3 protein-coding genes are annotated in these 14028 nt (G+C 76.4%); 2 read left to right on the top strand and 1 reads right to left on the bottom strand.

Going from position 1 to position 14028, the window contains the following annotated elements:
- Nucleotides 1-4987: amino acid adenylation domain-containing protein (locus ABZ321_RS50645; protein ID WP_354903573.1), on the bottom strand; the 4987-nt coding region annotated here is incomplete at its 3' end.
- 132 nt (nt 4988-5119) lie between these two features.
- Here ABZ321_RS50645 and ABZ321_RS50640 point away from each other — a divergent pair.
- On the top strand, nt 5120-12679 hold the full coding sequence (locus ABZ321_RS50640; protein ID WP_354903572.1) for an amino acid adenylation domain-containing protein: 7560 nt from the start codon (nt 5120-5122) through the stop codon (nt 12677-12679).
- A 1-nt stretch (nt 12680) separates the two neighbouring features.
- Nucleotides 12681-14024, top strand: a complete 1344-nt coding sequence (locus ABZ321_RS50635) for an MFS transporter (protein ID WP_354903571.1) — start codon at nt 12681-12683, stop codon at nt 14022-14024.
- Nucleotides 14025-14028: the final 4 nt, after the last annotated feature.

Genomic DNA, 14028 nt, shown 5'->3' with positions numbered 1-14028 from the left:
CCCCGGCCTTGCCGGCGGCGAGCGCGGCGGCGACGAGACCGGCGCCGCGGGGCAGCGCCAGCGCGACCCGCCCGTCCCGGCCCGCGCCGGCCGCGCGCAGCCTGGCCGCGAGCGCACCGGCCCGGGCGTTCAGCTCGGCGTAGGTGACCCTGCCCTCGGCACCGTCCAGCGCCACCGCGTCCGGGGTCCGCCGGACCTGCGCCTCGACGAGCGCCGGCAGCGTCGCGGGAGCCGGCGACGAGGGCGACGTCGTGCCGGTCCACCGGTGCAGCACCAGGTCCCGTTCGGCGTCGTCCATGACGTCCAGGTCGGCGCAGCGCGTGTCCGGGTCGGCGGCGGCCGCGGCCAGGACCCGCAGCAGGCGGGCGGTGAGCCGGGTGGCGTCGGCGTGGTCGAAACGGTCGGTGCGGTAGCGCAGCTCGGCCCGGATGCCGTCGCAGCGCCCGCCGGGGCCGTGCCGCTCGCGCAGCACGAGGACCAGGTCGAACTTCGCGGTCGCCGCCGCCAGGGGCTCCTCGGTGACCCGCAGGCCGGGCAGCTCGGCGTGCACCTGCTCGGTGCCGTCGGCGACGAGCATCACCTGGAAGAACGGGTGCCGGCCGTCGACGCGGGGCGGGTTCAGCGCGAGGACGAGGTGCTCGAACGGCACGTCCTGGTGGGCGAACGCGGCGAGGTCCGTGTCGCGGACCCGGTCCAGCAGCTCCCGGAACGTCGGGTCGCCGGAGGTGTCCGTGCGCAGGACGAGGGTGTTGACGAAGAAGCCGACGAGGTCGTCGAGGGCCTCGTCGAGGCGGCCGGCGACGGGGCTGCCGATCGGGATGTCGGTGCCGGCGCCGAGCCGGGTGAGCAGCGCGGCGAGGGCCGCCTGCACGACCATGAAGACGCTGCCCCGTGCGTCCCGGGCCAGCCGGGCCAGGCCGGCGTGCAGCGCGGCGTCGACGGCGAAGCCCACGCCCGCGCCCGCATTCTCGCCCTCTTTCAATGCGCCGGTGCCGTCGCCGGGGATGTCGAGGGCGGCTGGCGCGCCGGCCAGGACCGACCGCCAGTGCGCGACCTGCCGGCTCAGGACGCTGTCGGGGTCGGTGCCGGCGCCGAGCAGCCGCTGCTGCCAGAGGGTGTAGTCGGCGTACTGGACCGGCAGCGGTGCCCACCGTGGCGCCGCACCGTCGCGGCGGGCGGCGTAGGCGGCGGTGAGGTCGCGGGCCAGCGGCGCCATCGACCACGCGTCGGCGGCGATGTGGTGCAGCACCGCGACGACGACGTGCTCGCCGGCGCCGAGCGCGAACAGGTGCACCCGCAGCGGCAGCTCGGCGGTGAGGTCGAACGGCCCGTCCGCGGCGGCGGCGACCGCGGCCGGCAGGTCGGCGGGGTGGACCGACGAGGTCAGGAACGGGACGCGGACCGCGGCGGCGGGCGCGACCTGCTGCACGGCGGTGCCGTCGACGGTGCGCACCGTCGTGCGCAGCGTCTCGTGCCGGGCGACGACGTCGTGGAACGCGGCCCGCAGCGCGTCGCGGTCCAGGGGGCCGGTGAGCCGCAGCGCGAGGGGGATGTTGTACGTCGCGGCCGGCCCCTCGAACTCGTGCAGGAACCACAGCCGCTGCTGCGCCGGCGACAGCGGCACGGCCGGCGGGCGGACGGCCGTGGCGGTCAGCGCGGGCCTGACCCCGGCGACCACCCTGCCGCGACCCGCGTCGAGGGCGGCGCCGAGGGCCGCGCCGATGCCGCGGGCCAGTCCGGCGATCGTCGGCGTCTCGAACAGCGCCCGGATCGTCAGCTCCAGGCCCAGTGCGGTGCGGACCCGGCTGACCAGCCGCGTCGCCAGCAGCGAGTGCCCGCCGAGGGCGAAGAAGTCGTCCTCGACGCCGATCCGCTCGCGGTCGAACACGTCGGACCACACGCCGGCGAGCCGCTGCTCCAGGTCGGTGCGGGGGGCGACGTACTCGCGCCGGGCGACCTGGACGCCGTCGGTGCCGCGGGCCAGCAGCGCGGCCCGGTCGACCTTGCCGTTGCGGCTGGCCGGCAGCGCGTCGTGCAGCACGTAGCCGTCGGGGACCATGTACCGCGGCAGGCGCCCGCCGAGCCGCTCGTGCCAGCCGGCGAGCTGCCTGCCGGCGTCCGGGTCGCCGGTGGCGACGTGGGCGATGAGCCGGTCGTCGCCGTCGGTCTCGCCCCTGTACGGCAGGACGACGACCTCGGTCGCGCCGGTGACCGCGCGCAGCGCCGCCTCCACCTCGCCCAGCTCGATGCGGTAGCCGCGGATCTTCACCTGGTGGTCGCGGCGGCCGAGGTATTCGATGGTGAGGCCGTCGCCGCGGCGGCGGTAGCGGGCCAGGTCGCCGGTGCGGTACAGCCGCGCGCCCGGCGTCGGCGGGAACGGGTGCGGGACGAACGCCGCCGCGGTGAGGTCCGGGCGGCCGGCGTAGCCGCGGGCGAGGCCGCCGCCGACGTACAGCATGCCGGGCACGCCGACGGGGACCGGCCGCAGCTCGTCGTCGAGCACGTAGGCCTCGGCGTTGGGGTACGGCCCGCCGATGAGGCACAGCGCGCCGCCGTCCGCCGCCTGGTCGTGCACGAGGTAGGTGCTGTCGATCGTGGCCTCGGTCAGGCCGTAGGAGTTGACGACCTCCCCGCCAGGGCCGAGCAGCGCCCGCATCCTGCCGAGGTCGTCGGCGTGCACCAGGTCGGAGCCGACGATGAGCAGCCGCAGGTCGGGCAGGCGCGCGCCGGTCGCGGCGGCGTGCTCGGCGAGGCGGCGGGCGACCAGCGGCACGAACTCGGCGCAGTCGACGGCCTCCCGCCGCAGCAGCTCCAGCAGCGGCTCGGGCTGCAGCAGCAGGTCGCGCGGGCACAGCACGAGCCGGGCGCCGTTGCACAGGGCGCGGGTGAGGTCGCCGACGAAGACGTCGAAGCCGAAGTTCGCCATCTGCAGCACCGACGTGACGCGACCGGGCAGCCGGTACGCCTGGTCCCAGCCGCGCTGCACGGCCAGCAGCGCGTCGTCGGCGACCATGACGCCCTTGGGCCGGCCGGTCGACCCGGACGTGTAGATGACGTAGGCGAGGGCACCCTCCGGCCGCCGGGCCTTCGCGGGGCTGTTCTCCGCGGTGAGGTCGTCGACGCGGACACTGACGCCGTCGAACTGCGCGGCCAGGGCGGCGGTGGTGACCGCGACGCGGACCCCGGCGTCGGCGGCGACCGCGGCGCGGCGGGCGGCGGGCTGGTCCGGGTCGAGGGCGACGAACGCCGCCCCGGCCTTCCACACGCCGAGGACCGCGACGACCAGGTCGGCGCCGCGGGGCAGCAGCACGCCGACACGGTCCTCGGCCCCGACGCCTTCGCGGCGCAGCCGCCCGGCGAGCGCGTCGGCACGCGCGTCGAGGTCCACATAGGACAGCCGCTCGGCGCCGTGCACGACCGCGATCGCGTCCGGGCTCGCCGCCGCCTGCCGCTCGATCAGCTCCAGGACGTTGCGGGCGGCGACCGGCGCCGTCAGTGGGCCGCGCCCGGCGGCGAGCAGCTCCCGGCGCTGCCCCGGCGGGGTCAACTCCAGGGTGTCGACGCGGTCGCCGGGGCGGGCGGTCAGGCCGCGCAGCACGTGCTCGTACATGGCCGCGAAGCCCCGCACGGTCACCGCGTCGAACAGGGCGGTGTCGTACTCGAAGACGACGGTGAGGTCGCGCTCGACGACGAGCATGTCGACGAACAGGTCGACCTTCGCGACCGCCGCGGGCGGGGTCACGACGGAGGCGTGCAGCCCGGTCGGGTGCGGCATGACCCGGGCCCGGTCGAGGTTGAAGAACGTCCGCAGCAGCGGCGCGGGGTCGGCGCCCTCGCCGCGGAGCAGCTCGATGCTGAAGTCGGGGTGGTCGTAGGCGCCGACGAGCGCCTGCTGGACGGCCCGCACCTGCTCGGCGAACGTGGCGGCGCCGTCGCGGACCAGCCGGACCGGCAGCACCGTGTTGCAGTGCCCGACGAGCACGTCCGCGCCGGGGTGGTCGCGATGGGCCACCGGGATGCCCACGACGATGTCGTCGTCGCCGGTGAGCCGGTGCAGCAGGTGCGCGTACGCGGCGAACAGCACCGTGAACAGGGTGGTGTGCAGCTCGCGGGCCCGGGTCGCGGCGAGGCCGGCGACGGCCGGGTCCAGGGGCAGGTCGATGCGGGCCGCGCGGCCGGCACCGCGGGCGGGCCGGGGCCGGTCCAGCGGCAGCTGCAGCACGGGCCGCGGCCCGCGGAACCGTTCGGTCCAGTACGACGCCGCCGCCTGCCCGGCCGGGCCGTCGCGGCGGGCCGCCTGGCGTGCGACGTGGTCGCGGTAGGCAGGGGCGGGCACCAGTCCCACGGAGACGCCGGTGCGCAGCTGCTCGTACAGGCGCAGCAGCTCGTCGATGACGACCACGAACGACCATCCGTCCACGACGCTGTGGTGGACGAGCAGGTGCAGCTGATGGTGCTCGGGCGCGAGGCGCAGCAGCGCGGCGCGCAGCAGCGGCCCCCGGGTCAGGTCGAACGTCTCCTGGACCCGGCCGTCGAGCCACTCGGCGCGCCCGGTGCCGGCGTCCACGACGGGCAGCTCGACCGGCGCGGGTGGGAGCACCCGCTGCCAGGACCCGTCCGCGGCGAACACGGTGCGGAGGCTGTCGTGCCGTGCCACCACCGTTTCCAGCGCGCGGCGCAGCGTCTCGGGGTCGAGCGGTCCGGCGAGGTCCAGCAGCACGGTCTCGTTGTAGGCCTGCGAGGAGGCGTCGCCGAGCTGGTCGAGGAACCAGATCTCCCGCTGTGTCGACGACAGGGGGTAAGGCGCCTCGTTCAGCGGCGGCGGCTGTACCGCGGGCGCCTCGGCTGGTGCCGCGACTGGCGCTTCGGCCGGCGCCTCGCTGATCAGCGCGTACACGTGGGCCATGACGCGCGCGTGCACGTCCAGCAGCCGCTCGACCGATGCTTCCAGCTCGGTCCGTAACGTCCCGTCATCCGTCGGCCGCACAGGTCCCCCGTCTCGATGGTGCCCGCGACTGACCGTAGGCGGTGGGTATTAACAAGTTCCCTAGTCCACGTCGTGTTGCCTGTCTGCAGACGTGGCGTGCCGGCGCCCCGCGCCGCGACGGAGGGACCCCCGATGAGCACCAGCACCAGCCCGGAGTTCCTGTCGACGGACGTGCGCACCCTGGTGGAGCAGCGGCTGGCGCGGCTCGCCGCCGGCCCGCCGAAGCCGTCGATCACACCCGGCAGCGGATCCCGCCCGACCTCCCCCGCCCAGCAGCGCCTGCTCTTCCTCGAACAGCTCGACCCCGGCACGCCGACCTACCACGTGATCTTCACGCTGCGCATCGACGGCCCGCTCGACCCGGACGCCGTGGAGGCGTCGCTGCGCGGCATCGAGGAGCGGCACGAGGTCCTGCGCACGACGTACCGGCGCACCGGCACCGGCGAGGAGCAGGTGACCGGTCCGGTCGGGCTCCGGATGCGCCGCCTGGACCTGCCCGGCGCCACCGAAGCACGGCTGGACGAGCTGACCCGCGACGAATACGAGCGGCCGTTCGACCTCCGCGAGGGACCGGTGTGGCGGGCCGTGCTCGCCCGCACCGCCGAGGACCGGCACCACCTGGTGCTCACCGTGCACCACATCGCCTTCGACGGCTGGTCCGTCGACGTCTTCGCCCGCGAGCTGTCCGCCGGCTACGCCGCCGCCCTGGGCACCGGCCCGGCGGTCAAGGCCCCGGCGGTCCAGTACGCCGACTACGCCGCCTGGCAGGCGCACCGCCTCGCCACCGGCGGCTTCGACGGTCAGCTGGCGTACTGGACCGGCCGACTCGCCGACGCCGCCCAGCGCATCGAGCTGCCGTCGCCGGGCCCCGGACCGGCCGGGAACACGGGCGGCGGCCGGCTGCGGGCCAGGGTCGGCACCGACGTCACCGCCGCGGTCCGGGCCCTCGCCCGCGCCCACGGCGCCACCCCGCACGTGGTGCTGCTGGCGGCCCTGCACGCGCTGCTGCACCGCTACAGCGGCCAGCGCGACATCCTCGTCGGCACCCCCGTCGCCAACCGCGCCCTGCCGGAGGTCGAGCCGCTCATCGGCCTGTTCGTCAACACGGTCGTGGTCCGTGCCGACGTCGCGCCGCTGCTGCCGTTCGCGGCGCTGCTGGACCAGGTCCGCGACGCGGCCGCCGCCGCGCAGGCCCACCAGGACGTGCCGTTCGAGCAGGTGGTCGCGGCGCTGCCGGTCGACCGCGACACCGGCGCGGCGCCGCTGGTGCAGGTCATGTTCGACTGGAACAGCTCCGCCGCGCGGACCGGCACCACGGTGCGGCTCGGAGACGCCCGGATGACCCTGGTCGAGCGGTTCCGGCCGGACACCGCGAAGTTCGACCTCGTCGTCGCGGTCAGCGAGCTCGCCGACGGGCTCGAGGTCGAGCTGGAGCACCGCCGCGACGTGTGGGACGAGCCGGCGGCGCGCCGCGCGATGCGCCACTACCTGACCCTGCTCGCCGCCGCGGCCACCGACCCGGGGCTGCCGGTGGACCGGCTGCCGCTGCTGGACGACGCCGAGCGCGCGCTGGTGACCGCGGCGTGGCAGGGCCCGGTCAAGCCGCACGCCGACCGTCCCGACCTCACCGCCCGCATCGCCGCCCGCCGCGACAGCGACGCCGTGGCGCTGGTGCAGAGCGGCCGCCAGGTCACCTACCGGGAGCTGATGGCCCGGGTCGACCGGCTCGCCGCCCACCTGCGCGACGCGGGCGCCACCCCGGACCGGCCCGTCGGCGTGCTGCTGCACCGCGGCATCGACCTCGTCGTCGCGATCGTCGCGATCGTGCGGGCCGGCGCGCCGTACCTGCCGCTGGACCCCGACCACCCGGCCGACCGCACCGCGACGGTCGTGCGGGACGCCGGCGCCGCCCTCGTCGTCACCGACACCACCCTCGCCGGGATCCTCGCTCCTGACGTGACGGCCGTGCGCGTCGACGCCGAGCGCGACCGGATCGCGGCCCGGCCCGACCGGTGCCCCGACCCGGAGATCCTGCCCGAGCACCTCGCCTACGTCTTCTACACGTCCGGCTCCACCGGCCGGCCCAAGGGCGTCATGGTCAGCCACCGCGCCGCCCACAACCAGGTGCACTGGCAGGTCGACCGGTTCGCGCTCGGCCCCGACGCGACCGTGCTGTTCAAGACCAACGTCACGTTCGACGACTCGGTGGTGGAGATCTTCGCCGCGCTGAGCAGCGGCGCCCGGCTGGTCATCGCCGAGCCCGGCGGCCACCGCGACCCGGCCTACCTGCGCTCGCTGCTCGCCGCCGAGCAGGTCACCTACGTGCGGTTCGTGCCGACGATGCTCGCGGCGCTGCTGGCGTACAGCGGCGACACCCCGCTACCCGCGCTGCGGGTGGTCAAGAGCGCCGGCGAGGCACTGACCCCCGACCTGCGGGCCAGGTTCCTCACGTCGCTCGGCGCGGAGCTCTACAACGCCTACGGCCCGACGGAGACCGCCGTCAACGTCACCGCCGACCGCTGCCGGCTCGACGGCGACCCGCGGGTGCCGATCGGCGCCGCCACCACCAACGTGCGCTGCTACGTGCTGGACGCCGACCTCCAACCGCAGCCCGTCGGCGTGCCCGGCGAGCTGTGCGTCGGCGGGGTGCAGCTGGCCCGCGGCTACCTCGGGCGGCCCGACCTGACCGCCGACCGGTTCGTGCCCGACCCGTACGGTCCGCCCGGCAGCCGGCTGTATCGCACCGGCGATCTGGTCCGGTGGCGCGACGACGGCCTCATCGACTTCCTCGGCCGGCTCGACCGGCAGGTGAAGCTGCGCGGCTTCCGGGTCGAGCTCGGCGAGATCGAATCAGTGCTCACCGAACGCGTCCGGCACGCCGCCGTCGTCGCCCGCGACGACCGTCTCGTCGCGTACGTGACCCCGGGCGACACCCCGCCCGACCCCGCCGAACTGCAGCGCTGGCTGCGGACCCGGCTGCCGGAGTACATGGTGCCCGCCGTCATCATGGTGCTGCCGGCGCTGCCGCAGCTGTCCAGCGGCAAGGTCGACCACCGGCAGCTGCCCGACCCGCCGGACGCGGCACCCGACCCCGTCGCCTACGCCGCCCCGAGGGGCGACACCGAGGCGGCGCTCGCCGCGCTGTGGGCGGAGGTCCTCGGCCTCGAACGGGCCGGCCGCGACGACGACTTCTTCGCCCTCGGCGGGCACTCGATCCTCGCGGTGCGGCTCCTCGCCCGGGTCCAGCAGACCCTCGGCGTCGACGCGCCGCTGAAGTGGGCGTTCGACGCGCCCACCCCGGCCCGGTTCGCCGTCCTGCTGGACCGGGCGGCCGCCGCCGGCCCGCCGCTGCCCGCGGTCACCGCCGCGACCGGCCCGGTGCCGGAGCTGTCCGCGACCGAGGCCGGGATGTGGCTCGTCGACCAGCTCCACCCGGCCGACCCGTCCTACGTGGTGCCGGTCGTCAGCCGGCTCCGCGGCCCGCTCGACGCCGACGCGCTCGTGGTCGCGCTGACCGCGCTGCCGAAGCGGCACGAGGCGCTGCGGACCGCGTTCACCGCCGACGGCGGCACACCCCGCCGGGTCGTCGCCGACCGGATCGACGCCACCGTCCACCGGCACGACCTGCGGCACCTGCCGGAGCCGGACCGGGCGGCCGCGCTCGCGGCGCTCGTCGGCGACGTCACCGGCACCGGGTTCGACCTGGCGGCCGCGCCGCTCATGCGGGCGGCCCTGATCGCCGTCGCCGGCGACGAACACGTCCTGGCGCTCGCGTTCCACCACGCAGTCGTCGACGCCTGGTCGATGAACGTCCTGCACGACGACCTCGTCGCCGCCTACGAGGCCGCCGCCGAGGGCCGGCCGCAGCCGCCGGTGCCCGCCCGCCGCACGCCCGCGGACTACGCGCGCTGGCAGCAGGGCCTCGCCGGCGGCGACCGGCTCGGCGCGGAGCTCGCCTACTGGCGGGACCGCCTGCGGGACCTGCCCGGCGGACCCGACCTGCCCGCCGACCGCCCCCGCCCGGCCGCAGCCGACCCCGCCGGGTCCGCGCACCGCTTCACCGTGCCCGCGCCGGTCGCGACCGCGCTGCGGGACCTCGCGGCGGCCGAGGGTGGCACCCCGTTCATGGTGCTGCTCGCCGGCTACGTGACGCTGCTGCACCGGTGGACCGGCAGCCGTGACGTCGTCCTGGCGATGCCGGTCGCCGACCGGGCCCGCCCGGAGCTGGAGCAGGTCGTCGGCGCGCTGCTCAACACCGTGCTGCTGCGGGTCCGGGTGCCCGCCGCGGGGACGTTCCGGGAGCTGCTGCGCGACGTGCGGGCCGCGGTCGTCGAGGCGTACGAGCACCGTCAGCTGCCGTTCGCCCGTCTCGTCGAGGCGCTGCGGCTGGACGCGGCGGCGCTCACCCGGTACACCGTGACCATCGACCAGGCGCCGGCCGCGGCGACCCTGGCCGGAGGGGTGACGCTGCACCCGGAGCCGTTCGTGCCGTCCGCGGCGAAGGCCGAGCTCAACCTGTCGTTCGAGGACGGGCCCGACGGGCTCGCGGGATCGCTGGTGTACCAGACCGCCCGCTTCGACGCCGCCCGTATCGCCCGCACCGCCGGGCACCTGCTGACGCTGCTCGACCGCGCCGCCGCCGACCCCGACACGCCCCTGTCCCGCCTCGACCTGCTCGACCCGGCGCAGCGGGAGGCGCTCACCGGCGAGGAGCCCGCGGAGCGGCCCACGCCGACCTGCCTGCACACGCTCGTCGACGACGAGATCCTCCGCCGCCCCGACGCCGTGGCCCTGTGCACGGCCGCCGGCGCGGTCACCTACCGGCAGGTCGGCGAGCGCGCCGCCGACCTCGCGGGACGGCTGCGCGCCAACGGGGTGCGCGGCGGTCACGTCGTCGGCATCGCGCTCCCCCGCGGCGCGGACCAGGTCGTGGCGGTCCTCGCCGTGCTACGGACCGGCGCCGCGTACGTCGCGCTCGACCTGCGCCACCCCCAGGCCCGCCGGGACGCCGTCCTGCGCGACAGCGGCGCCCACAGCCTCGTCACCGAGGGCCTCGCCGTGCGGCGCCTCGACCCCGCCGCCCCCGCCCTGTCCGGTGACGGCCGGCCGAGGCCGCGGTCGGTGGCCTACCTCGCCTACACCTCCGGCTCGACCGGGACACCGAAGGGCGTCCGCACCCCGCACGCCGCCGCGGCCGGCTATCTCACCGGTTACCTGCTGCCGACGTTCCGGCTCGGCGCCGGCGACACCATCCTGCAGCTGCCGGCGCTCGCCTTCGACGCGTCGGTCCGGGACCTGCTCGGGCCGCTCGCGGCCGGCGCCCGCGTCGTGCTGCTCGCCGACGAGCAGGCCACCGACCCGGCCGCCGTCCTCGACGCGATCGACCGCGACGGCGTCACCTGCCTGCTCAGCGTCGTGCCGACCCTGCTGCGGGCGCTGCTCGCCGAGGCCGCGTCCCGGCCCGGCGCCGGGGAGCGGCTGCGGCTGGTCCTCACCGCCGGGGAGGTCCTCGACCGGCACGACGCCGCCCGCACCCGGGCACTGTTCGCCGGGCGGCCCGCGGTCGTCAACCAGTACGGGCCGACCGAGGCCACCATGACCACCACCTGGCACCCCGTCGACGCTTCGCTGGACCAGCGCGGCAGCGCCCCGATCGGCCGGCCCGCGCCCGGCGCCCGGGTGTGGCTCGTCGACGCCGCCGGTGACCTCGCCGCCACCGGCGTGCCCGGCGAGGTGTGGATCGGCGGCGACCGGCTCGCCGACGGCTACCACGGCCGGCCGGACCTGACCGCGGCGAGCTTCGTGCCCGACCCGTTCTCCGGGGTGCCCGGCGCCCGCGCGTACCGCACCGGCGACACCGCCGTCCGCGACGCCGGCGGGGTGCTGCACTTCGTCGGCCGTGACGACGACCAGGTGAAGATCCGCGGCAACCGGGTCGAGCCCGGCGAGGTCGAGGCGGTCCTGCGCGGCCTGCCCGGCGTCGCCGAGGCGGCCGTCGTGGTCACCGGGTCGCCGGCCCGGCTGGCCGCCTTCGTGGCACCCGCCGGGGTCGACGCCGCCGCGCTCCGGGCCGCGCTGCGCGAGCTGCTGCCGGAGCACCTGGTGCCCGCGACCCTGCACGCCGTCGCCGCGCTGCCCCGCACCACCAACCAGAAGGTCGACCGGAAGGCCCTGGCAGCGGTGCCGCTCCCGGCGCCGGTCGCCGACCCGCCGCGGACCGAGACCGAGCGCCGGGTCGCCGCCGTGTTCCAGGAGGTGCTCGGCACCGAGCTGCCCGACTGCGGGCCGTGCGGGCGCGACGACGACTTCTTCGCCCTCGGCGGGCACTCGCTGCTCGCCGCCAGCCTCGCCGCGGCGCTGCGGGCGGCGTTCGGCCGGGACGTGCCGCTGCGGGCGGTCTTCGACCTGCGCACCGTCGCCGCGATCGCGGCCGCGATCCCGTCCGCCTCCACTGTGGACACCCACGGTTCCACAGTGGAGTCCGGTGCCGGCCGACCGACGCCGGCGCAGGAGGTCATGCTGCGACACAAGGACAGCGGCGCCGCGTACCACATCGGCTTCGCCGCCCGGCTGCACGGCGACCTGGACGTCGTCGCCCTGGCGCGGGCCGTCGACGCCGTCGTGGCCCGGCACCCCGCGCTGCGCACCAGGTTCCCGGTCACCGGCGGGCACCTGAGCACGGTCGTCGAGCCGGTGCTGCCGGCCGAGATCACGGTCCACCAGACCGGCGACGCAGCATTGCTGGAAGCCGACCTGCGCCGCCCGTTCCACCTCCACGACGGCCCCATGGTCCGGGCCACCGTCGTCCGCGCCGGCGACGGCACGCACCTGTTCGGCATCGCCGTGCACCATGCCGTCGCCGACGGATGGTCGCTGAGCGTCATCCAGCGCGACGTCGCCGCGTACTACGCCCACTTCACCGGCGGCGCCCGGCCGGCGCTGCCCGCGGTCGCGGGCTTCTCCCCGCACGTCGCCTCAGACCTCGCGTTCTGGGACGACCGTGTCGGCGGGATACCCGTCGACGTGGCCGCCGCACCCGACCGGCCCCGGACCGCGACCTGGTCCCTCGCCGGCGCCACCCACCGCTTCGCGCTCCCGGCCGAGCTGTCCGCGGCCGTGCGGGCGGCGGCCGACGCGACCGGCGCCACCACCTTCATGGTCCTGTTCGCCGCGGTACAGATGTGGCTGGCCCGGCAGTCCGGCGCCGAACGGTTCCTGATCGCGGTGCCCGTCGCCGGCCGGGACACGGCAACGCAGGACGAGGTCGGCCCGTTCGCCGATGTCGTGCCGGTGCCGGCGGACGTCACCGGGGCACCCACGTTCCCGGAGCTCGTCGCGCGGGTCCGTGGCACGATGCTCGCGATCTGGGAGCACCAGGGGACCCCGTTCGAGGTGCTCGCCGACCGCTACGACCCGGCCGCGCGCGCCGGGGACCGGCCCCCGCTGTGCCGGTTCATGTTCGCGATGCAGAACCTGCCGCCGGGCGCGGAAGACCTGCCCGGGCTGCGGCTCGAACGGGTCGACGTGGACCGCGGCACCTGCCGCTACGACCTGCACCTGCGCTGCCGCGAGACCGCGGACGGCATCAGCGGCTGGATCGAGTACAGCACCGCGCTGTACGACGCCGCGACCGTCGAGCGCCGCCTCGCCGACCTGCTCCAGCTGCTCGCCGATCTGACGGAAGGTGCCTGACATGCGGCTGTTCCACGTCCTCTGGGCGGGCCAGGCCGTCTCCCTGATCGGCTCGTCGGTGACCGCGTTCTCCGCCGGCATCTGGGTGTACGACCGGACCGGCTCACCGGCGGCGTTCACGTTCATGATCCTTGCCGCGACGCTGCCCGGGATCGTGCTGCTGCCGCTCGCCGGCGCCCTCGTCGACCGGTGGGACCGCCGCCGGGCCATGCTGCTCAGCGACGCCGGCACCGCCGCCGTCACGCTCGTCGCCCTGATCCTGGTCAGCACCGGCATGTTCGCGATCTGGATGGTGTACATCGTCGCGGTCCTGCTGTCGGTGTTCAAGGCGATCCAGTGGCCGGCGTTCTCCGCGCTCGTCGCCGAGATCGTGCCCCGGGAGCACCTCAGCAAGGCCAACGGCCGGGTCGGGCTCGCCGAGGCCGTCGGCGAGGTCCTCGGCGCCGTCATCGCCGGCAGCCTGTACGGCGTGCTCGGGCTGCGCGGTCTGCTGCTGCTCGACGTGCTCACGTTCACGGCCGCGCTCGGCACGATGCTGTGGTCGCTGCGGCGGATGCCGTCCCCGCCGGCCCGGGAACACCAGGCGAAGCTCACCGGCGAGCTCAGCGCCGGGTGGCGGTACATCCGGGCCCGGCCGGGCCTGTCCGGCCTGCTGCTGTTCTTCGCGGTGCACAACTTCGGCATGCAGTGGGTGATCGTGCTGGTCCCGCCGCTGGTGCTGAGCCTCGCCGGGGCGGCCGCCTACGGGATCGTCGAGGCCGTCGGCTGGGCGGGGATGGTGCTCGGCGGCGCCGTCATCAGCGTCACCCGCGAGCCACGGCACCGGATCCGGGCCGTCCTCACCGTCGCCACCGTGCAGGCCGTCCTCGTCGTCGCCATGGGCGCCGGGCACGCCGTGTGGACCGCCGCCGCCGGCATGTTCGGCATCCTCGCCGGGTACGCCGTGACGAACGCGGTCACCGCCACCCTGTGGCAGCGCAAGACACCGCAGGAGGTGCAGGGCCGGGTCTTCGCCGTCCGGCGGATGATCGCCTGGTCCGCGCAGCCGCTCGCGTACGCGACCGCGGGCCCGCTCGCGCAGTACGCGGCGACGCCGCTGGTCGACACGGGTGGCCCCCTGCACGGGACGCTCGGGCGGGTCACCGGCGGCGGCACCGCGGGCGGGATCGCGCTCGTCTTCCTGGCCGCCGCCCCGCTGCTGCTGGGCATCGTCGCGTTCACCGCGCTACGCCCGCGGGTGCGTCTCCTCGAGCGGGAGCTGCCCGACGCCCCCGCGCCTGACCCTTCGCCCCCGCCCGCGCCTTCGCCGGACCCTTCGCCTGAGCCGCAGCCGGTGGCGGCGTGACCGG

It is taken from the genome of Dactylosporangium sp. NPDC006015 (assembly GCF_040614215.1).
In the GTDB taxonomy this organism is placed as follows: Bacteria; Actinomycetota; Actinomycetes; order Mycobacteriales; family Micromonosporaceae; genus Dactylosporangium; species Dactylosporangium maewongense.
This window is presented reverse-complemented; position numbering and strand designations above follow the sequence as displayed.

Bases quoted from the DNA above. Each gene is read 5' to 3' on its own strand.
- ABZ321_RS50640 (WP_354903572.1), top strand. From the start codon at position 5,120: ATGAGCACCAGCACCAGCCCGGAGTTCCTGTCGACGGACGTGCGCACC.
- ABZ321_RS50635 (WP_354903571.1), top strand. From the start codon at position 12,681: ATGCGGCTGTTCCACGTCCTCTGGGCGGGCCAGGCCGTCTCCCTGATC.